The sequence below is a fragment of the Vicinamibacterales bacterium genome (assembly GCA_036496585.1).
Lineage (GTDB): Bacteria > Acidobacteriota > Vicinamibacteria > Vicinamibacterales > 2-12-FULL-66-21 > JAICSD01.
This window is the reverse complement of the sequence record DASXLB010000020.1, coordinates 41,869-63,433: the sequence shown is the minus strand read 5'-3', so window position 1 is coordinate 63,433 and position 21,565 is coordinate 41,869. Positions and strand designations below refer to the sequence as shown.

18 protein-coding genes are annotated in these 21,565 nt (G+C 67.1%); 11 read left to right on the top strand and 7 right to left on the bottom strand.

Going from position 1 to position 21,565, the window contains the following annotated elements:
* The first annotated feature begins 271 nt into the window (after positions 1–271).
* From VGI12_06190 to VGI12_06165, 6 genes are all read left to right on the top strand, one after another.
* Positions 272–1,789, top strand: coding sequence for a DUF3011 domain-containing protein (locus VGI12_06190; GenBank protein HEY2432245.1), 1,518 nt, complete (start codon positions 272–274; stop codon positions 1,787–1,789).
* 14 nt (positions 1,790–1,803) lie between these two features.
* Entirely contained in the window at positions 1,804–2,886 is a 1,083-nt protein-coding gene (locus tag VGI12_06185; protein HEY2432244.1) for an amidohydrolase family protein, read from the top strand.
* The gene (locus VGI12_06180) at positions 2,876–4,147 is read left to right on the top strand and encodes a DcaP family trimeric outer membrane transporter (GenBank protein ID HEY2432243.1); all 1,272 of its coding nucleotides are present in this window, start codon (positions 2,876–2,878) and stop codon (positions 4,145–4,147) included. Before VGI12_06185 ends, VGI12_06180 begins: the two co-directional genes overlap by 11 nt.
* The gene (gene glsA / locus VGI12_06175) at positions 4,147–5,193 is read left to right on the top strand and encodes a glutaminase A (protein HEY2432242.1); all 1,047 of its coding nucleotides are present in this window, start codon (positions 4,147–4,149) and stop codon (positions 5,191–5,193) included. The genes VGI12_06180 and glsA overlap by 1 nt, the downstream gene beginning before the upstream one ends.
* Positions 5,194–5,358: 165 nt before the next feature.
* Positions 5,359–5,970, top strand: a complete 612-nt coding sequence (locus VGI12_06170; GenBank protein HEY2432241.1) for a hypothetical protein — start codon at positions 5,359–5,361, stop codon at positions 5,968–5,970.
* Between the two features lie 9 nt (positions 5,971–5,979).
* Positions 5,980–7,053, top strand: a complete 1,074-nt coding sequence (locus tag VGI12_06165; protein HEY2432240.1) for a hypothetical protein — start codon at positions 5,980–5,982, stop codon at positions 7,051–7,053.
* Positions 7,054–7,073: 20 nt separating this feature from the next.
* Here VGI12_06165 and VGI12_06160 read toward each other — a convergent pair whose 3' ends face one another.
* From VGI12_06160 to VGI12_06140, 5 genes are all read right to left on the bottom strand, one after another.
* Positions 7,074–7,673, bottom strand: coding sequence for a hypothetical protein (locus VGI12_06160; GenBank protein ID HEY2432239.1), 600 nt, complete (start codon positions 7,671–7,673; stop codon positions 7,074–7,076).
* A gap of 9 nt (positions 7,674–7,682) precedes the next feature.
* A complete protein-coding gene (locus VGI12_06155) occupies positions 7,683–8,267 on the bottom strand; it encodes a hypothetical protein (protein ID HEY2432238.1) in 585 nt (194 codons plus the stop codon).
* A gap of 33 nt (positions 8,268–8,300) precedes the next feature.
* Positions 8,301–11,315: a PAS domain S-box protein gene (locus VGI12_06150; protein ID HEY2432237.1), complete on the bottom strand. Its 3,015-nt coding sequence runs from the start codon at positions 11,313–11,315 to the stop codon at positions 8,301–8,303.
* Between the two features lie 108 nt (positions 11,316–11,423).
* Positions 11,424–12,053, bottom strand: a complete 630-nt coding sequence (locus VGI12_06145; GenBank protein ID HEY2432236.1) for a response regulator transcription factor — start codon at positions 12,051–12,053, stop codon at positions 11,424–11,426.
* Positions 12,054–12,072: 19 nt separating this feature from the next.
* Complete coding sequence (locus tag VGI12_06140; GenBank protein HEY2432235.1) at positions 12,073–12,828, bottom strand: HAMP domain-containing sensor histidine kinase; 756 nt, start codon at positions 12,826–12,828, stop codon at positions 12,073–12,075.
* A gap of 127 nt (positions 12,829–12,955) precedes the next feature.
* Between VGI12_06140 and VGI12_06135 the strand changes: the two genes are divergently transcribed.
* Complete coding sequence (locus VGI12_06135; GenBank protein HEY2432234.1) at positions 12,956–13,351, top strand: helix-turn-helix domain-containing protein; 396 nt, start codon at positions 12,956–12,958, stop codon at positions 13,349–13,351.
* Between the two features lie 44 nt (positions 13,352–13,395).
* Here VGI12_06135 and VGI12_06130 read toward each other — a convergent pair whose 3' ends face one another.
* Complete coding sequence (locus VGI12_06130) at positions 13,396–14,427, bottom strand: DUF481 domain-containing protein (GenBank protein ID HEY2432233.1); 1,032 nt, start codon at positions 14,425–14,427, stop codon at positions 13,396–13,398.
* A 6-nt stretch (positions 14,428–14,433) separates the two neighbouring features.
* Positions 14,434–15,021: a hypothetical protein gene (locus VGI12_06125; protein HEY2432232.1), complete on the bottom strand. Its 588-nt coding sequence runs from the start codon at positions 15,019–15,021 to the stop codon at positions 14,434–14,436.
* Positions 15,022–15,148: 127 nt separating this feature from the next.
* Between VGI12_06125 and VGI12_06120 the strand changes: the two genes are divergently transcribed.
* The 4 genes from VGI12_06120 to VGI12_06105 are packed head-to-tail and all read left to right on the top strand — an operon-like array spanning position 15,149 to position 21,507.
* On the top strand, positions 15,149–16,384 hold the full coding sequence (locus VGI12_06120; protein ID HEY2432231.1) for a hypothetical protein: 1,236 nt from the start codon (positions 15,149–15,151) through the stop codon (positions 16,382–16,384).
* 2 nt (positions 16,385–16,386) lie between these two features.
* Positions 16,387–18,039 (top strand): hypothetical protein, encoded by a 1,653-nt coding sequence (locus VGI12_06115; GenBank protein HEY2432230.1) that lies wholly within the window; start codon positions 16,387–16,389, stop codon positions 18,037–18,039.
* Positions 18,026–19,372, top strand: a complete 1,347-nt coding sequence (locus VGI12_06110; GenBank protein ID HEY2432229.1) for a hypothetical protein — start codon at positions 18,026–18,028, stop codon at positions 19,370–19,372. Before VGI12_06115 ends, VGI12_06110 begins: the two co-directional genes overlap by 14 nt.
* A complete protein-coding gene (locus tag VGI12_06105) occupies positions 19,369–21,507 on the top strand; it encodes a cation:dicarboxylase symporter family transporter (protein HEY2432228.1) in 2,139 nt (712 codons plus the stop codon). The genes VGI12_06110 and VGI12_06105 overlap by 4 nt, the downstream gene beginning before the upstream one ends.
* Positions 21,508–21,565: the final 58 nt, after the last annotated feature.

Here is a 21,565-nt window from a genome sequence, read left to right as displayed (position 1 = left end):
TCCGGCATAGCGTAGGAAGCGGGCCTGGCGGGCGGCGCGCCGCGGTTGTGCCGCCGTCAACCCGATAGCAAACACTGACAGGGGGTCGTCCGATGACTGCCGGAGAAGCTCCGGGATATCGGAGCCTCGATCGCAATGGCCTCGCGGACGCGGGCGAGGATCGCTGCTGGATCAACGACTTAGCACGCCCTGACGAATCCCGCCGAACGGCACCCGGCGTGCTCCGCTCAGGGAGATGATTGTTCGGCGGTCGTGGTTGTGTGTGGTGTCTGTGCTCGTAGTCGTTCTCCTCTCTGCCAGTCCGGCAAGGGCGCAACAGACGTCGCCCGCCCCTGCGACCCCGGCACAGGCGCCGCCCACGCCTCCTGGCGCGACGCAGATCACCGTATCGTGCGTCTCGAAAGCCGGTGAACGGACGCAGTGCGCGGCCGATACGTCGTCGGGCGTCGTGCTCGTGCGATCGAGCGGCACTGCCGCCTGCCTCCTCGGCAAAACGTGGGGCTACGACCAGACGAGCATCTGGGTGTCGGACGGCTGCAGCGCCGACTTCGCCACGGCGAGCACGGTGGAAGCGGTGTCCACGAAAATCGGCGCCCCGCGCTACATCCCCAACGGCGGGTTCCTGCTCTTCGATGGCGAAAAAGGCCAGATGTATCTGCGCCTCTTCAGCTACGCCCGGTATCTGAATCAGCGCAACCTCGACGAAAGCTACGTCGACGCGTTCGGCAACTCGCACACGGTGCAACGCCGCCAGGACATCCAGCTGCAGAAATGGTTCTCGCCGTTCTCCGGATGGTTCCTGACCCCGAAGATGCGGTACTACCTGTACGTCTGGTCCGCCAACACGTCACAAGGGGATCCGGCGCAGGTCGTGGGCGCCGGCAACTTGACCTGGGCGTTCAACAGATACGTCAATGTCGGCGCCGGCATCACGTCGCTCCCGAGCGTGCGCAGCACGGAAGGACAGTTCCCGTACTGGCTTGGTGTCGACGACCGCCTGATTGGGGACGAGTTTTTCAGAGGCTCGTACACGTCCGGCGTCTGGCTGAAAGGCGAAGTCAAAACCAAGTTCAAGTACATGGCGATGTTCGCCAACAACCTGAGCACGCTCGGTGTCAGCGCCGCGCAACTCGACAACAAGTTCGACACCCAGTCGTTCATGCTGCAGTGGCTGCCGACGACCGGGGAGTTCGGCCCGTGGGCTGGGTACGGCGACTACGAAGGCCACGAGAAGCTCGCGACACGCGTGGGCATCCACTACACCCACAGCCTCGAGGACAAGCAGAGCCAGCCGGGCACTGACGGCATCGAGAACACGCAGATTCGCCTCAGCGACGGCAGCATCGTCTTTACACCAGATTTGTTCGGCCCCGGCGTCACGGTCAACGAAGTCGACTACCGGATGTCGAGCATCGATGCCGGCCTCAAGTACAAGGGGCTGGCGATCGAGGGCGAAGCCTACTGGCGCTGGCTTCGCAACTTCGAAGGGGTCAACACGGCGGGCATACCAGACGTCAACGACAGCGGTTATCAGATGCAGACGTCGGCGATGCCGATCCCGAAAATCCTCCAGACCTACTTCAGCTGGTCGCAGATTTTCGGCGGCGCCTACGGCGACGACTGGGAAGTGCGCGGCGGCGGCAACTGGTTTCCGATGAAGGAGCGCGGCATCCGCATCAACGGCGAGTGGATGTACGTCAACCGGTCGCCGGTCGGCTACACCGCGTACCCCTATCCGGTCGGGGCGAAAGGGCCGGTGTTCCACCTCAACTTCGAGATGAACTTCTGATTGGCGAGGCGCTCATGACACGCACGCTTGGCGCTCTCACGCTCGCGCTGCTGGCACTCACGCGCCAGGCGCCGGCCGACGCGCCCGACCAGTTCTACGACTCGCACTTCCACCTGACCAACTACATCCAGCAGGGGATCACGCCGCAGCAGTTCCTGCAGATCATGGGAACGCGGGTCGGCCGCTCGACGCTCTTCGGGATTCCGCTGCAGCAGCAGTGGTCCTACAACAACTCGGGGGAGTTCGCGCCGACTTACTACCTGCAGAGCGACGCGCCCCTCTATTACTACTCGTTCACCGACGCGTACATCGCCGCCGTCTACACAAAGCTGCCGGCCGCCGAGCGGACGCGCTTCGACCCGATGATCACCGGCTTCAACCCGGCCGACATGTACGCGGTCGATCACATCAAGCGGGTGCTGACGACGTTCCCAGGTGTGTTCAGCGGCATCGGCGAGTTCAGCATCCACAAGGAATTCGTGTCGTCGAAGGTCTCGGGCGAAACCGCCAGCCTGACCAATCCGGCGCTCGACCGCATCCTCGATTTCGCCGCCGAGTCGGGACTCGTCGTGATCCTGCACAGCGACATCGACATGCCGTTCTCGAAGGTCGATGCCGAGCCGGTCTACCTGACGCAGATGAAGTCGCTGCTCAAGCGGCACTCGCGGACGTCGATCATCTGGGCGCACACCGGCCTCGGACGCGTCGTGCACCCCGCGTCCGTATCGGCGGAATCGGCCGAGCGGCCGCCGAACCACATCGAGATCGTCCAAGCGATGCTCGCCGATCCGGCGCTCGCGCACGTGAATTTCGACATTTCGTGGGACGAGGTCGCCAAGTATGCCGTGTCGTCGCCCGAGACGGCGGCGCGCACCGCAGCGCTCCTCAACAAGTATCCGGACCGTTTCCTCTTCGGGACCGACACGGTGGCGCCGTCGGGTCCCGCGCCGTACTACGCGGTGTTCGACATGTGGGCGCCGGTCTTTCGTCAACTCACGCCCGACGCCAGCTTCAAGGTGCGCAAGGGCAATTACACACGGATCTTCGACGAGGGCCGTCGTCGCGTCCGCGATTGGGAGAAAGCACATGTCAGTTAGGATAGCGATTCGAGCGGTCGCGCGCGGCGCGCTGCTCGTGGCGTGCGTCGCCGTGCCGGTTACGGCGGCACGCGCGCAGGGGACAGGTCCGTCGCCGGAACCGGCCGCCGCCACACAATCGGCCCCGGACGCCAAGCCAAGCTTTGACATCTATGGCTTCGCCATGCTCGACATGGGCCACAACTTCACCCAGATCGATCCCGACTGGTACGACACCCTCCGCCTGACCAAGCTGCCGGCGGTGAAGGATGAATTCGGCAAGGACAACAGCACGTTTTCCGGCGTGCGCCAGAGCCGCCTCGGGTTCAAGTCGTCGACGCCGACCGAGCTCGGCGATCTCAAGACGACGTTCGAGTTCGAGCTGTTCGGCACCGGGGTCGACTCCGGGCAGACGACGTTCCGCCTGCGCCACGCGTGGGGCGAACTGGGGCACTTCGGGGCCGGCCAGTACTGGAGCCCGTTCACGGATCCCGATGCCTTTCCGAACTCGCTCGAGTACTGGGGCCCGACCGGTCTCGCCTGGTACCGCAACGTCCAGGTCCGCTGGACGCCGGTCAGCGATGCCCACAAGACGTTCATGGTCGCGCTGGAGCGTCCCGGCGCCAGCGGCGACGGCGGCGTCTACGCCGACCGCATCGAGCTGCAGAACATCAAGCCGCGGTTTCCGGTCCCTGACTTCTCGGCAGCGTTCAAGGAGATGGCAGGATGGGGCTACCTGCGCATCGCCGGCCAGCTGCGCTACATCAAGTGGGATGACACGCTCGCCGACGCGTTCGATCTCTCGGGCAGCACGACCGGCTGGGGCATCAACCTGTCCTCGAACGTCAACGCCGGCAAGCACGATGTGCTGCGGCTGGCCTTCGTTTCCGGGGCCGGCATCCAGAATGCGATGAACGATTCGCCGGTCGACGTCGGCATCAAGCTGCAGCCGGGCAACACGGTCACGCCGATCACCGGCGAGGCCGTCCCGATCGAAGCGGTCAGCCTCTTTCTCGATCACTCGTGGAACGCCAAGACGACGACAGCCATCGGCTACTCGATGCAAGACAACCACAACACCGACGGTCAGGCGCCCGACGCGTTTCACATCGGCCACTACATGCTGGGCAACGTCCTTTACTCGCCCGTCAAGAACGCGATGGTGGGCGGCGAATTCCAGTGGGGCCGCCGCGAGAACAACTCGGACGGATTCCACAGCGACGGCGTGAAGATCCAGTTCTCGTTCAAGTACAACTTCTCGGTCAAGCTCGGAGGCCAGTAATGATTCGACGCATCAACGTGTTCGCAGTGGCCGCGCTCGTGGCGCTCGCCGGCTTCGGCGCCGTCAGCATGACCGCGCAGTCCGCCGGCCCGCAGCAGGCGGTCGACGCGGCGTTCGCCAAGTACAAGGATCTCAAGGAAGGCAAGAATGCCGACTACATCCCGGCGCTCGCCAAGGTCGATCCCAACCTCTACGGAATTGCCCTGGTCACCGTCGACGGCAAGGTCTACACGGCTGGCGACATCAAGACTGAAGTCTCGATCCAGTCGATCTCCAAGGTGTTCACGATGGCGCAAGTCATCCAGGAGCAGGGGCTCGATTCGGTCGAGAAGCGCATCGGAGTCGACGCCACCGGCGCGCGCTTCAACTCGATCATCGCGGTCGAGGCGGTCAAGGTCGTCGCCGGGACCGGCGCGCCGGAAATGAATCCGTTGGTCAACCCCGGCGCCATTTCCGCCACCAGCATGGTCAAGGGCTCGACCGCCGACGACGTCTGGAAGAAAATCATCGGGTTCAACGACGACGCGGCGGGCCGCCAGCTGAGCGTCCTGCAGGACGTCTACAAGTCCGAGTCCGACAGCAACCAGCGCAACCAGGCGATCGGCGCGCTGATGCTCGCCTACGGTTACATCAAGGACAATTGGCAGCAGGCCGTCGACCTCTACACGCGGCAGTGCTCGATCGGCGTCAACGCCAAAGACCTGGCGATGATGGCAGCGACGCTGGCGGACAGCGGCAAGAATCCGGTCACCGGCAAGCAGGTGCTCGACTCCGGCAAGGTGCCGGGCGTGCTGGCCGTGATGGCCACCGCCGGTCTTTACGACGACTCCGGGAAGTGGCTCTATCACACGGGCCTGCCGGCGAAGAGCGGCGTCGGCGGCGGCATCATTGCCGTCTCGCCCGGCAAGTTCGGCATCGCCGTCGTCTCGCCGCCGCTCGACGATGCCGGCAACAGCATCCGTGCCCAGAAGGCCATCGCCGACATCTCGAACGCGCTCGGCGGGAATCCCTACGCCGCGGCAGGCCGGAGGGCCGGCGGGCAGTAACCTCGGCAGGAGCTCGATCCTCCGGTTCGCTCTCCTCGCCGGCGCTGTCCGCTTTCGGGCAGCGCCGGCGCCTCCACGAACCAACCATTCCCCGCACCGCGGGGAACCCGCATCCGATAGACAATACCCACGGGATCGAAGGTCGTTGATACAGGAGGACAGGACATGCGTGTGCGATTCGGTCTGTTCGCAGCGGCGGCACTGGTCACGCTGGTGGGGCTCGCGCCTATCCGTGCCGACCTGCCGCCGGCACCGTTCAAGCTGCGCGCGTTTGCCGTCAACATGACGAACGTCAACGTGCCGCGCGGCAACGCCGGCGTGCTCGAGATCCGGATCACGGGGTGGTCGTCAGCCGAAACGCGCAAGCGGCTGATCCAGCTGGTGCTGGACAAGGGGCAGGACGCGCTGCTGAGCGCGCTGCAGAAGGAGCCGGTGAAGGGCCGTCTGTCGATGCCCAACTGGCAGGGGCCCGATCCACAGAACTACCGGCTCGGGTGGGACATCCGCTACGCGGCGCAGAGCAAGCTGCCCGACGGCGGCGATCGCATCGTCATTCTCACCGACCGCCAGATGAGCATGTGGGAGGTGCGCGAGCGGCCGCGCACCTACGACTATCCCTTCGTGCTGATGGAAATCCGTCTTCCGAAAGAGGGCAAGGGCGAAGGGCGCGCGTTCGGCGCCACGCAGATCAAGTTCGACAAGAAACAGAACCAGATGGTGCTCGAGCAGTACTCGGCGGGTGAAATCCGGCTGAACGAGGTGGAAGTCATCAAGTAGGATCCGCCCATGCGGATTCTCGCGCTCTCGAAGGCGGCGGTCGCGTCGATCCTGGCCGCCGCCGTCCTCGGCGCCACCCTGGTTTTCGACGTCGGGCCGGTCCTTGGCTTGGTCTGCGTCGCCGCGCTGATGGCGGCCGTGCTGGCCGCCGTACATCACGCCGAAGTCGTCGCGCATCGCGTGGGGGAACCGGTCGGCACGCTGGTGCTGGCGCTGTCGGTGACGGTGATCGAAGCCGCGCTGATCGTCACGCTCATGCTGAGCGGCGGCGCCGCAGCGGCGGCCCTGGCGCGCGACTCGATCTACGCGGCCGTGATGATCATCTGTACCGGCGTCATCGGCCTGTGCCTGCTGGTCGGCGGCGTGCGGCATCACGAGCAGGGGTTTCGCAGCGAAGGCGCGGGCCCGGCGCTGGGGGCGCTGGCCACCCTCAGCGTGCTGGTGCTGGTCCTGCCCGACTTCACGACGTCGGCGCCGGCGCCGCTCTATTCACAATCGCAGATGGCGTTTGCCGCGGTCGTGTCGGTGGTGCTGTGGTCGGTGTTCGTCTTCTTCCAGACGGTGCGGCACCGCGACTACTTCCTGCCGGAAGAGGGGCTCGAGGCGGCGCACGCCGGACCGCCAACCAACGGTCAGGCGTGGACGAGCTTCGCGCTGCTACTCGTGTCGCTGGTGACGGTCGTCGGACTCGCCAAGAAGCTGTCGCCGGCGATCGAAGCCTCGGTGATCAGGTTCGGCGCGCCGCAGGCGGCGATCGGCGTCGTGATCGCGCTGCTGGTCTTACTGCCGGAAACGGTTGCGGCGGTGCGCGCCGCGGCGGCCAACCGCCTACAGACGAGCATGAACCTCGCGCTGGGGTCTGCGCTGGCGTGCATCGGGCTGACGGTGCCGACGGTCGTCGCCGCCTCGTTCGTGCTGCACCTGCCGCTCGTCCTCGGCGTGGATCCGAAGGACGTCGTCCTGCTTTCACTCACGCTGCTCGTCAGTACGATCACGCTCGCAACAGGCCGCACCAACCTGATGCTCGGGGCGGTGCACCTGGTGCTGTTCGCGGCGTTTCTGTTCCTGACGCTCGTGCCGTAGGTACGGCGCGCGGGGCGGGTCTATTTCAGGCCGCGCGTGACGGTCATCAGCTCGATGCGCTTGCCTGAGTAGTCCTCGATCTCGACGCCGGTGTCGCCGCCGGCCTTGACCTTGGCGGCGGGCGCCATCGTCCCGGTGCCGAGGCCGACGCTGTCGATCGTGAACTCGATCACGCCGAGATCGTAGCCGGCGGTGGGTTTGGCGTCGACGGCGCCGGCGCCGGCGAAGAAGATCGGCTCGGCGGTTGCGGCGGCGACACGGCGGTGGTCCCCGCCGACCGCGACGGTGCGCGCCCACCGGATCGTGAACGAGCGGCTGCCGATGGTCAGCTTGCCGATGGCCGGCGCCTTCTTGAGCGCGCTGTCGAAGGCGGCGCTGCCGCCCTTTTTCAAGGTATCGGCGAGCGCCTGGTGGTCGGCGTCCGAGGTGTACTTGTCGATCGCGATCGTCATCGCCGACGCGACGCCGCCGGCAACCCCGGTAATCTGCCCGTTGGCCTTGAACGACTCGGGCGCGAAGCTCTTCTGCGCCTGGGCAGCGACGAGGGCGACAGGGACCGCGAGCGCAACGGCGGCGATCAAAGCGGTGCGCGGCGACCACCGCGCGGAACGAAAAGCCACAATTCCTCCTTACGAACCAATCTTTCGCATCACCGAGCGCAGCGTCACCGGCTCGGCGTCATAGGCTTCGATCTCGACGCCGGTCGCGCCGCCCGACTTCACCTTGGCTGCCGCCGCCATCTTGCCTTCGCCGACACCTGAGGAATCCATCTGCAGCAGGATCACCGCGACGTCGAACCCCTCGCGCGATTTCGCGCCGGGCAGGCCACCGCCGATGAAGTACACCGGCGAGTCGACGACAAAGGAGATCGTGCGCCCTTTGTCGGTGTCCTTCTGGCGCGCCCAGCGCACGGTGAAGGTCTTTTCGCCGATCGTCACCTTACCGACCGCGGGCGCCTTCTTGAGGGCGGCGACGAACGCCGGCGAGCCACCGTCGTGGAGGGCCTTCTCCATCGCCTGGAGATCCTTCTCGGCGGAGTACTTCTCGACCGCGATACCAACGTGGGCATCGCCGCGTCCCTCCGCCGAGCCGACGGTCGCCCTCGCATTGAACGATTCCGGCGCGCCGACGCTCTTCGACTTGATGGACTGCGGCGCGCCGTGGGCGGTGACGACCGCGGACACAACGAGAATGGCGGCTGACAGAACTCTCATGCATTAACTCTAGAAGCGAGCCTTGACACTGAACTATGCAGATTCGGCACGCTGTCCGAGCGCGGGCATCTGCAGTCCCGCGGGTGACTCGATCGGCGCCGCCGGGACGCGCGCCTCGACCACGGTGCCGCGTCCGGAAACGGACGAAATGGACAACGTGCCATCGAGCGACTGGATGCGCTCCCGCATGCTCACCAGGCCCAGGCCGCTCGCCTGGCGGCGGCCTTCGACGATGCCGCGGCCGTCGTCGGCAATCCGCAGCAGGAGCGTGCCGTCGTCGCCGCCGGCGAGCGCGACCTGCGCCGAGTGCGCGCTGCTGTGACGGACGACGTTGCTGAGCGCCTCCTCGACGACGCGGAAGAGGCATAGGGCGCGTTCGGCCGGAATCGGCGGCACGTTCTGGGACACGAAATCGACGGCCAGGCTCTGGCGCGACACCTCGCGGCAGTGCGCGCGGATCGTCGCCACCAGACCGAGCGCTTCCATCTTGGACGGATGCAGGCGATGCGAAATCGCGTGCACGTCGCTGGCGATTTCGGTCGTACGGCGCCAGGCCTCCTGCAGCACCGGAATGAGTGCCTCGGGTCGCGGCGGCGGGTGCGACGACAATTGCTGCAGATCGATCGCCAGCAGCGCCAGTTGCTGGCTGAGGTGATCGTGCAGTTCGCGCGCGATGCGGCGCCGTTCGTCGTCCTGCGCGCTCATCAGCCGGCGCGTGAGATCGCGCAGCGTCTGCTCGGCCTGCTTGCGCTCTGTGATGTCGAGGCAACCGCCGACGTAGCCGTGGAACGAGCCGTCGGACCCATAGCGCGGCACGCCGGTGTCGAAGAGCCAGCGGTACTGGCCGTCGTGCCGCCGGAGACGGAACTCGATCGTGAAGTGCTGCCGCAGGTAGGAGGCCCGCTGGTAGGCGTCGCGGCAGGCAGCGCGATCGGCGGAGTGCACTGCCTCGAGCCAGCCATCCCCCCGCTCCTCGTCGAGCGTGCGGCCGGTCATCTCGAGCCAGCCGCGATTGAAGTAGGTGCAATCCCCGTTGTCGCTCGACATCCAGATCGCCACCGGCAGGGCGTCGGCGAGGTTGCGGAAGCGGTCCTCGCTTTCACGCAGCACGATCTCCTGATGCTTGCGCGCGGTGATCTCGGTGTGCGCCACGACGGCGCCCCCTTCGGGCCTCCGGAGCGGCTCGGCGGTCATCGTGAACCAGCGGACGCCGGCGGCAGACTCGCAGCGGTATTCGATCTCGAGCCCGTGCTCGCCTCGGCAGGCGCGCTCGATGAGTTCCACCGCCTGGCGGGCTTCGTGCAGTCCGCGCCGCACCGCGCCGCGGCAGATCTCGAGATAGTTGGCGCCGGCACCGCCGACGGCAATCGAGCCACCATTCGACAGGGCAAATGCCCTCCAGGCATCGTTGACGGCGATGATCGCCCCGTCGCGGTCGATGACCGCGATGTGCGCCGGCAGCGAGTCGAGAATCGCGCCCTTGAGCGAATGACTGCCTTCCAGAGCGACCTGCGTCTGCTTGCGCTCGAGCAGGTTGCCGACGATGGTCCCCACCATCTTCAGCTGATCCGAGCAGGCCGCCCAGTCGATCGTGTCGTGACGCGCGAACCAGAACAGGGCGCCGGACGGGCGGCCGTCGCTGACGAGCGGCAGAGCGCGGGCATGGCACATGGGCCCGGCGCCGTTCAGTCGTCCCCGCAGGCTCGGCGGCAGCTCCGCGCGTGTCTCGAAGGCAGCCGACTGGCCGGCGGCGAGCGGGACGGACCGCCAGGCGGCGTCGCGCGGATCGGTCCCTGTCCAAGGCAGCACCCGATCCAGCCCGACCAGCGGCAGCAGGCGCTCGAGTGCCGGCTCGAGGTCGCCGGTGACGGCGGCGAGGGGCCGGTGCGCGACGACCGCGGAGAACTCCGAGAGCTGACGCTCGAAACGCAGCCGCTGCACGAGCGCGTCCTGGGATTCCCTCCGGCGGGCGCCGGCACGCACGAGCGCGAGAATCAGCGCGAACTGCGCGAAGAGGACCGCCATCGCGATGAGGATCGTGCCCCGGTATTGATCCCAGAGCGTCGGCTCGCGGAACTCGATCGACACCCCGGGCGGCAGCGTCGACGGGTCGACGTCGAACCGCTGCAGCTCGCGCCAGTCAGCGGCGACGACCGGGGGAGTCACCATCGGCGGTGGGATCTCGCCGGCCAGCATCCGAACCGCCTGCCGCCCGAGATCGAGACCATGACGCCGGAAATCGATCAGCGCGCCGCCCATCAGTCCGTGACCGAGGTGGGTTCCGGCCAGGCCGAAAATGGGGACCGTCGCCACGGCATGCAGCCGCTCGAGCGCGTCGACCGGCTGCAGCGGGCGGTTTGCGCCGTCGCGGGTCATCGACACGAACAGCACGATGGTGTCGGGCGGCAGGGCCGCAACCCGGCGCTCGAGCGCGTCGATCGACGACTGCGCATCGTACGAGACCGGGAATGCCGGATCGAATCCGGCGAGGTCCTGGCGCACGACGCGTTCCCAGCCGCGGTCGAAACCCGAGGCGCCGGTCACCACCAGGGCGCGGTGCGCTCGCGGGTAGACGGCGCGGGCGAACCGCAGCGTCTGCAGCGCATCGGCCCGCACGTAAACGACCGAGGCCGTGGGCGGCAGCGCATGCTCGTCGAAAAGACGTTCGTCGACGAAGCCGATCAGAATCGGGGTCCGCGGAAAGAGGATGGGGCGCTCGCGAAGGATGAACCGCGCCGCCGGCTGCGCGAAGGCCAGAATCAGATCGATCCGGGTGTCGGCGTATTTCTCGGCGAGTAGCGCGCCGAACCGATCGTCGTACCCCTCGGCGTCGCCGTTCCCGGTGTCGAAGTTCTCGATGTAGAACTCGACAGGTCCGGATGCGCTGGCGCGGATCGTCGTTTCAATGGTTTCGATGAGGATCGGGCCGCTTGGGAGATCCGACGATTCTCCGCGAAGAATCAGGACGGTCTTGGGCGTTGCCGCCCAGACCGCATGCGCTGCGGCCAGCGCGAGCACGAACACCGCGAAAATGCGGGGGGCTTTCATGCAGCTGAGGGCTTTGACGCGGACTACTGTATCGCGGTGCCCTCCCGTTTACCGCCTAGTAGATCTGACAGGCCTAGTGGGTAACCTGTTCACACTACGCGGTTTGGACTAGACGAAGTGATTCCGGATGGCGTACTGAATCAGCTCGGCGTTCGTCTTGATACTGAGCTGCTCCATCATCCGGTACTTGTGAAAGGCGACCGTGCGGGCGGTCACGTTGAGGATGCTCGCGACTTGCTTCATCGACTTGCCCTCGGCCAGCAGCTGGAGCACCTCCCGCTGACGGGACGTGAGCTGACGCGACGGGGTCTCCGACGTTGCGTGCATCAGCGAGCCCAACATCCCCTCGGTCACGAGTGGCGTGACGTAGGAGCGGTGTTTCATCGACTCGCGGATGGCGGTGAGCAGTTCCGAGCCGGCTGACCGCTTCAGGAGATACCCGGAGCCGCCGGCGCGGAACGCCTCCGCCGCCAGGTCGGGGTCTTCGTTCATCGTGACGAACACCAGACGGACGTTCTTGTCGAAAGCCTTGATCTGCCGCGCCGCCTCGAGGCCGTTGAGGAGCGGCATCGACAGGTCGAGCACGACGAGATCGGGACGGAGCTCCTGGACGGCCGCGACGAGCGCCCGGCCGTCGGCCACCTTGGCGATGATCTCGCACTCCGACGCCAGCAGCTTTTCGAACGCCTCGAGCAGTAGCGTGTGATCGTCCGCCAGGATGACCCGAGGCTTTCCCATGACTGCGCTCCCCATGAATCTACTCGATCGCCGGCAGGCGGAACGAAAAACAGGCGCCGCGATCCGGCTCGCTCTCGACCCAGAGGTCGCCGTCCATGCGCCGGATGAATTCCCGCGTCACGGCCATCGCATAGGCGTGCTGGGGCGTCTCGCCCGGGCCCTGGGGGCCGGGCTCGAGAATCGCCTGCTGCTCGTCCTGGCTGAGTCCCCGGCCGGAGTCCTTGATGCTGCAGACGACGCTCCCCGGCTCCGCCGTCACCCGGACCTGCACGGACCCGTGCGGGCTCGAGGCGCGGACCGCATTGCCGATCAGGTTGTCGGCGACGACGGCGAGGGCCACGCGATCGGCCCAGACGAGGGGCACCTGGCCGAGCCGGGTGGAAGTGATCTGCGGGGCGGCCGTCCCGGAGCGTTTCCGAAAGTAGTCGCAGGCGCGGTTCATCAGGATCGTGATGTTGATCTGATCGAGCTTGAGCGGAAAATCGCGGGGTGCCGACAGAGACACGAGCCGCCCGACCGAATGCTGCATCAGCTCAGCGGTGTGGCCGATGCCCTCGAGCCAGATCGGGACGTCCGGATCCTGCGAATCGCGCAGCGTGAGCTGGAGCATCTCGACGGTCGCGGATGTCACGGAAATGTAGTTGCTCAGGGAATGCGCGACTAGGCCCACGAGCGTCGGATTGAATGTCTGGATCATGTCAATTTCGGTCAGCGCGCGATCGAGCTCCGCCTTGGCTTCCGCGATAGCCGCCGCCGCCCGGGCCTTTGCGTCCATCGGCATCCTCCTCCGTCAATCCGCACGTGGAGGCCCTGTCAGTTTTGCCTGGCACGGCGCCAACTGTTCGCAGTTCTGCCGGCCGGCTGAACGCCATACCGTTCCCAGCGACAGGCAGGACTTCCTGATGGAACAGATCATCCCGACGACCTCACGTGCCGGTCGTGCGCGTCTGCGCGCGCCGCACATCATCAAGCGGCTCGACGCGTTCCTCCGGGAACACCTCGACGAACCGATCCACATGGCGCAGCTCTGCGATGCCACCGGCGTCAGCGAACGCAGCCTGCGCAATGCGTGCCATGCGGTCTGCGGCACCAGCCCGAAGCGCTATCTGACGCGTCGCCGCCTCGACGCCGTGCGACTCGCGCTCGCCGAGGCGCGTCCCGGACAGGACACGGTCACCCGCATCGCCACCGACTACGGGTTCTTCGAGCTCGGTCGGTTTGCCGGCATCTACACATCTGTGTTCGGCGAGCGGCCGTCCGACACGCTGCGCAGCGGCGCCAGCGTCAGCGCCGCCTAAAAGTAGTCGGCGCGGCGGTGCACGGACTATGCGGATTCGGCAGATCAGAACGTCCAGCCGAACGACAGCGACAGCCCCAGGTCGTTCTGCTTCGCCGACGTCGACTTGGGCCGGTTGTCGTAAGTGTCGAAGCCGCTGAAACTGACGTAGAAGTCTCTGAAGATCTCACGCTTGAACCGTGCATCGCCGTTCAGGCGGACCCGCCCGGGGTCGTCGAGGCTGGGGAAGACCAGCAGCCCGAAGTCAATCCGCGTCGTTGGATAGTCGTAGGTGAAGAACGAGAACGTCGTCACCACGACCGCGTCGACGTTGGTCACCGACGAGGCGTCGACCGGCTTTTCCTGGCCAAGAGCCATGCCACCGGCGAGCAGCATCTCGGCGTGCGAAGTGCGAGTCACGTAGCGGCCGAGCGACTCGGCCACCGTGCCGCGGACGGTGAACCCGAGCTCGCGGTTGCCTTCCGCCAACCCTAGCGTCGACACGATCCACGGTCCCCGGTAGCGCGAATAGGTCGTACTGGCCGTGTACCGCGCCGTATCCGGCTCCTCCTCCTGGTGGGTCAGGTTCGTCGAGAGTTTCGCATCCACCGCGTACTGCGGACGCCGGTAGCGGGCGTCGGCATTGAGCGCCAGTTCGGCGATGCCGCTCGACTTCGTGTAGGTGCCGCCGAGATCGAACGACCCGTCGATCCGGCTCCAGAAGGTCTTCTTGATGTGCTCGAACGAGACGACGTCGCTCATGCTCGGCGAGGAGACGCCGCCGATGCCCTCGACCAGGACGGTCCGGCCGGCCGACGTGCCCGGACGGAGCCGGCCGAGCAGTTGGGAGCCGTCGCGCAGCGTCAGGTCGTACACGTCCGCGGTCGTGACTGACGCGATCTTGTCCCACTCGATCGCAATCGTGCCGGCATCGTCGGTCTTGACCTGCAGCTTGCCCTGCCGCATCTGCACGACCTCGCAGGTGAGGCGGTCGCCGTTGCGGAGGACGACGACGTCGGTTTTCGCCGCGGCGGCCTCGCGGGCGGCGCCGAGGAGCAGCGCGAGCGCGATGGTCGCGGCCCAGGCGGCGCGAGACACGTTGAACTACCGGGCGTGAACCGTCGCCGTCAGGGTCAGCGGCTTGTCGGCGTAGTTGTCGATGCGCACGCCGGTCTCGCCGCCAGGCTTGACGCGGGCGGCGGCCGCCATGGTGCCTGTGCCGTGCCCGGTCTTGTCGAACGTGAGCTGCATCACCGCGACTTCGTAGCCGGCGGTCGGTTTCGAGCCGCGGCGTCCCTGGCCGACGAACCCGACAGGCTGGTCGGTCACAATCGTGACGACCCGCCCGGTGTCGGTGTCGACGCTGCGCGCCCACCGGATGGCAAACTTGTCACCGGCGACGTCGAGCGTGCCCGCCCGCGGTGCCTCGCGCAGCGCGTTCACGAAGCCGGGGTAGCCGTTGTACTTGAGCGCGTCCGTCATCTTCGTGCGCTCGTGCTCGGGCGTATAGCGGTCGATCTGCACGGTCAGCGGGACCGTCAGCGTGCCTTTGGCGTTGGCGCCGGCGGTCGCCGTGGCGACGACGTCGAAGGTCTCCGGACCGCTGGCGGGCGCTCCGGCGGACGGCGCCTGCGGCGCGGCCAGCGCGAACGCCAGCACGATGATGGGAACACTGGCTGAAAACACAGTCACAGCGGCTCCTTCCTGACGAGCCGTAGCGTACGAAGCGACGCGCCGGCGGGGCTATGCTATTTCGGCAGCGTTGCATGATGCCGGAATCGCATAGGCGCGCGTCGGCCGGACACATATCGTCGGCGTTATGACGGGCCCTTTATTCCTGTCTCGCCCGCTTGCCGTCATCGTCGCCACCCTGGCAATGACGACAGGTCTGGCGGCCGTGGCGACCGCACAGGACGACACCATCCCAGACAGCCGCGCCGCGACGATCGAGCAGGCGCAGACACAAAAATCGACGGAGCTCCACCCGTTCGAGCCGAACAAGGTCGAGGCGGTACTTGATCGCGTCGAGAACACGCTGCTCAACGGCGGAGTCAGCGTCCACCCGTTCTTCGAGAACGCCTACTCCGGCGGCGGCTTTACGCTCGGCGCGGGCTATGCGACACGAGTCAGCTCGTACAACGTGCTGGACGTGCGCGGCAGCGTCACCTTCAAGGGCTACACGCGCATCGAGACGGCGTTCCTGGCGCCGCGCCTGTTCGACCGCCGCGGAACGCTCACCCTCATCGGCGGCTGGCGGAACGCGACCCAGGTCGGCTTCTACGGAATCGGCCACGCGAACACGTCGGTCCACGACCGCGCCAACTACAGCTTCACGCAGCCCTACGCGTCGGCGGCCTTGAGCGTGATGCCGACGCGCAAGCTGCTCGTGCTGGCCGGCGCCCTCGACGTCGCCAAGTGGGACGTCGGCCCAGGAAAGGGATCGGATCCGTCGGTCGACGAGGTCTACACGCCGGCCACGCTGCAGGGACTGGGCGCGACCCCGACCTACCTGCACTCGCAGGGAACGATCGGCCTGGATTTCCGCCCCGCGCCGGGGTACGCGCGCCGAGGCGGCTACTACGCCGTGACCCTCGAGGACTATCACGACACGCAGGGGCTCAATGGGTTCCGGATGACCGACTACGAGGCCATCCAGCACATTCCCATCCTGCACGACGTGTGGGTCGTGTCGCTGCACGGGCTGGTCGAGTTGAGCAACGCAGCCTCCAACCAGGTGATTCCGTATTTCATGCTGCCGTCGCTTGGCGGCGGCTCCTCGCTGCGCGGCTTCAGCAGCTGGCGCTTCCGCGATCTGAACAGCCTGCTGCTGCAGGCCGAATGGCGCATCCTGGCCAACCGGTTCATCGACACGGCCGTGCTCTACGATGCCGGCCGCGTCGCGGCCCGACGCAGCGATCTGACCGACGGACCGCTCAAGAACGACTACGGCCTGGGATTCAGGCTCCATGGACCGATGACCACGCCGCTACGCATCGAATTCGTCCACAGCAACGAGGGGCTCAGCCTCGTGTTCTCCTCCAAGGCGGCGTTCTGACCATGGCCAGGTTCCCGCGCACCTCCGCCGCGCTTGCCCTCGCGCTGGGGCTCGGCGTCGCGCTCGCCGCCGCGCCGGCCCCGAGGTTCTACGCGGACGATCCGCTCGCCCGCGAGCCCGAGAGCCGCGACGCCTCCAAGGCGGCGCCGTTCGACATCGGCCTGCTCTACGAGATCACCTACAACCTGTTCGTCACCCAGTCGCGGCAGCCGTCGAACGTGCGCGCGAAGAACGCCAACACGATCGACGAGGTGCCGGACTCGAGCTGGTTCACCAACCGGATGCTGCCCCGCACCATCGCAGCCGGCGACCTGCTCCGCGGGCCCAACGAAGGGCCGCCGCCCAACCCGCAGCGCTGGGTGATTTCCCGGGAGAAGAGCGCGGGGGCGTCACCGGGCTTCACCGCGTCCGACGCCAGCGGCCAGACGTGGTTTCTCTCCTGCGATACCCCGGGATGGGCCGAGGGGGCCAGCGGCGCGACGGTCGTCGCCACCAAGATCTTCTGGGCGCTCGGCTACAACCAGGTCGAAACGTTCGTGACCCGCATCGACCGCTCGCGTCTCGTCATCGGCGACAAGGCCACGGTCAAGCGGCCGACCGGTAAACGTACGCCGATGCGGCCCGACGACGTAAACGCCGTGCTCGAACGCTGCGCGTCGAACGCTGACGGCACCTACCGCGTCGCCGCCGGCCGGCTGCTGACCGGCAAGGTGCTCGGACCGTTCCGTTACGACGGCACGCGGCCGGACGACCCCAACGACACGGTCGAACACCAGCACCGCCGCGAGCTGCGTGCCTTGCGCGTGTTCGGCGTGTGGACGAACCTCAGCGATCTGAAGGCGGGCAACACGCTCGATACCCTCGTCGAGGCCGGCGGCAAGTCCGTGGTCCGGCACTACCTGCAGGACGTCGGATCGACGTTCGGGATCGCGCCGCCTCAGGGACCGCGCGACTGGGACGACGGCTTCGAATACTTCTACGAGGGGGACGCGCTGCTCAAACGACTGGTGTCGTTCGGCTTCGCGCTGAGCCCCTGGCAGACGGCGCACTACACGGAGTACCGCTCGGTCGGCCGGTTCGAGTCACAAACGTTCGACCCGCGTACCTGGAAGCCCCACACGCCGACGCTCGCCTATCTCGAGATGCAGCCCGACGACGCGTTCTGGGCGGCGAGGCGGGTCGCCGCCTTCGACGACGACACGATCCGCGCGCTCGTGCACACGGGCGAGTTCAGCGACCCGAAGGCGGAGGCCCACCTGGCGACGATCCTGATGCAGCGGCGCGACAAAATCGCCCGCGCCTACCTGCCGGCGGTGAACCCGATCGTCGACGCGCGCCTCGACGCAAGCGCCGAACTGTACTTCGAGAACGCCGCCGTACGCGCCAACGTCGCCCAGGCGCCGTCCGAGTATCTGACCACGTGGTTCCGGTTCGACAACCTCACCGGCGAGACACAACGGATCGGCGAGGCGCGGGCCGCCGGCACGGCGTTGAAGGCGCCTGGCGCGCTGCCGTCATCGCCCGGAGACTTCGTCCAGATCGACGTCGCTGCCGGCGCGGCGGCGCCTGCCGCATGGCAGAAACCGGTGCACCTGTTCTTCCGGCGCAGCGGCGCCGGATGGACGCTCACAGGAGTCGACCGTGGCGGCCGCTGAACCAGGCGCACAGCCGGCGAAAGGGACGCTCGAGCGGCTCCTCTCGCCGATCGCCGACGTCCATGCAGGGGAGGCGGCCGGCGTCCTGCTCCTGACGACGATGATGTTCCTGCTGCTCAGCGGCTACTACCTGCTGAAGACGGCGCGGGAAGTGTTCATCCTCTCGGAAGGGGGGGCCGAGGTGAAGAGCTACGCATCGGCCGGTCAGGCCCTGCTGCTGCTGATCCTCGTGCCGGCGTACGGCGCCTTCGCGTCGCGGGTGAACCGCATCCAGCTCGTGTCGTGGGTTTCGCTGTTCTTCGCCTCGAACATCGTCCTGTTCGCGCTGGCGGAGCGCGCCGGCCTGCGCGTCGGCGTGCCCTACTTCCTGTGGGTCGGCATCTTCAACGTCATGGTGATCGCCCAGTTCTGGGCGTTTGCCAACGATCTCTACACGCCGGAACAGGGCAAACGGCTCTTCCCGTTGATTGGCGTCGGTAGCAGCCTCGGCGCGTGGCTCGGCTCGGTGCGGGCCGGCGTGGTGATGGAGACGTTCGGGCCGATGCGGCTGCTCGCCGGCGGCACGGTGGCGCTCGTCCTGTGCGTGCTCCTGGCCCGGCTGGCCAATCGGCAGATCAGCAGTACGGACCGGTCCAAGCCGCAGGCGCGGATCGAGGATGCGCCGGTCGGCGACGGCCAGAGCGGCTTCGGCATGCTCTTCTCCGACCGCTACCTGATGCTGATCGGGCTGCTCGTCCTGCTGCTCAACGTCGTCAACACCGGCGGCGAATACCTGTTCGGGCGCTTCGTCGTCCAGGACGCGGTGGCGCGGTTCGGCGACGGCGCCGCCAGCCAGGCGGCGCGCGGCCAGTACATCGGCGCCACCTACGCCGGCTTCTTCAGCTACGTGAACCTGATCGGCCTGCTGCTGCAGATGTTCGTCGTGTCGCGGGTCTTCAAGTATCTCGGCGTCGGCCGCTCGCTGCTGATTCACCCGATCGTCGCCGGCGCGGGCTATCTGCTGATGCTCGGCGTGCCGTCGTTCGGGGCGATGCGGATCGTCAAGACGGTGGACAACTCACTCGACTACTCGCTGAGCAACACCACCAAGCAGGCGTTGTGGCTGCCGACCAGCCGCCAGGCGAAGTACAAGGCGAAGCAGGCGGTCGATTCCTTCTGCGTCCGCGCTGGCGACGTGATCTCGGCCGCCATCGTCTACACCGGCGAGCTCGCGTCGTTCGCGATTCCGGTGTTCGCAGCGATCAACATCGCGCTCACCGTCGGCTGGCTGGCCGCGGCCATGGCGCTCAACCGCCGACTTGCGGCGCAGAACGGCCGGGGCAGCGACTTGTGAAGCTCGGCTTGACCGCGAAGGTCTTCATCGGCCTCGCGGCCGGGATCGCGGTCGGCCTGTTCATTGGCGAACGCGCGGCGTCGCTGCAGGTGTGGGCAGACGCCTACATCAAGCTCCTGCAGATGACGGTGCTGCCGTACGTGGCGATGTCGCTCATCGGCGGTCTCGGCTCGCTCACCCGGCAGGAGGCGGCGCGGCTCGGCTCGCGGGTCGGCCTGCTGCTGCTCGGCTTCTCGGTCGTCGCGCTCGCCGCGGTATTCCTGTTCCCGCTGATGTTCCCGCCGATTCAGTCGGCGTCGTTCTTCAGCACGACGCTGCTCGAAGACACGCCGCCGCTCGACCTGATCGGGCTCTACATCCCCGCCAATCCGTTCTACGCGCTGGCCAATAACGTCGTTCCCGCGGTGGTCCTGTTCAGCGCCCTGCTCGGCGTGGCGCTCATCGGCGTGCGCGACAAGCAGATCGCGCTCGGCGTGATCGCCGTCCTCAACAACGCGCTCGAGGGCGTCGCGCGTTTCATCGTCTCGCTGACACCCTACGGCCTGTTCGCCATCGCGGCCGTCGTCGCCGGCACGTTCGACCCCGAGCAGGCGGCCAAGCTGCAGGTGTACCTGCTGGCTTACGTGGCGATCGCGCTGCTGCTGACGTTCTGGGTGCTGCCCGGCCTGGTGGCGGCGCTCACGCCGATCCCGCACCGCGCGGTGCTGTCGTGCACGCGCGACGCGCTGGTGATGGCCTTCACCACCGGCAGCCTCTTCGTGGTGCTGCCGCTGCTCGTCGAGAAATCGCGCCAGCTGCTGCGCACCTACGCAGCGTTGCCCGGCGAGGACGAGCGGCTGCCCGAGGTGATCATTCCCGCGGCCTACAATTTTCCGCACACCGCAAAGATCATGTCCCTCAGCTTCGTGCTCTTCGCCGCCTGGTTCTCGGGCGCGCCCCTGCCGCTGAAGGACTATCCGGCGCTCGGGACGACGGGGATCCTGACGCTGTTCGGCAGCCTGAACGTGGCGGTGCCGTTCCTGCTCGACATGTTCCACGTGCCCGCCGATACGTTCCAGCTGTTCCTGGCGACGAGCGTCGTCAACGCGCGGTTCGGCACGCTGCTCTCGGCCGTCCACACGATTGCGGTCGCCCTCATCGGCGCCTGCGCGGCTGGCGGCGCGCTCCGGTTCGACGCCGGGAAGCTGCTCCGTTTCGCGCTGACAACCGCCATGTTCGTCGTCGCGACGGTGGGCGGCACGCATCTGGTCGCCGAGCGTTTTGCCGGCTCCGGCTACGACCGCGACAAGGTGCTCGCCGGCATGCACGCGATCAGGAACCGCGGCGAGGCGCACGTCTTCGACTCAGCCGCGCCGGCGCTTCCGCCGCTGACGGGATCGGTGCTCGACCGCATCCGCTCGCGGAAGCTGGTGCGCGTCGGCTACTTCGAGGACAGCCTGCCCTACGCCTTCACCAACAGCGCCGGCGAACTGGTCGGCCTCGACGTGGAAATGGCCTATCAGCTGGCGCGCGATCTCGGCGTCGGCCTCGAGCTGGTGCCGGTCAGCCGCACGCTGTTCAGCCAGGGCCTCGATCCTGCGCTGTGCGATCTCGTCATGTCCGGGGCGGTCGTCACCGCGGATCGCGCGCTGCACGTGCTCTATTCGACGCCCTACCTCGACGAAACGCTCGCCTTCATCGTCGCCGACTACCGCCGCGCCGAATTCGCGACGTGGGACGACGTCGTCGCGCAGGGCAAACTGCGCCTCGGCGTCCCTGGCGCCAGCTACTACGTTGACAACATCCGCGCGCGCGTCCCCATGGCGCAGCTCTCCGTCTTCACTGACGTGCAGAGCATGTTCGCGCAGTCGGGACAGCTCGACGCATTCATCCTGACCGCCGAACGCGGCTCAGCCTACACGCTGCTGCACCCGGAGTACTCGGTGGTCGTCCCGAAGCCGCAGCCGATAAAGGTGCCGCTCGCGTATGTCATCGCCGGCCGCGATGGCCCGCTGGCGACAGTGATCGACACATGGATCGATCTGAAGAAGAAGGACGGGACGATCGACGAATTGTTCGCGCACTGGATCCAGGGGCGCAACGCCGTACCGCACGTGCGGCGGTGGTCGGTCATGGATGACGTGCTGCACTGGTGAGCGGCGGCCTGGCCGCGACTGCCACGGCCCGGACGTTTGCCCGGAAGACGCGGCCCGC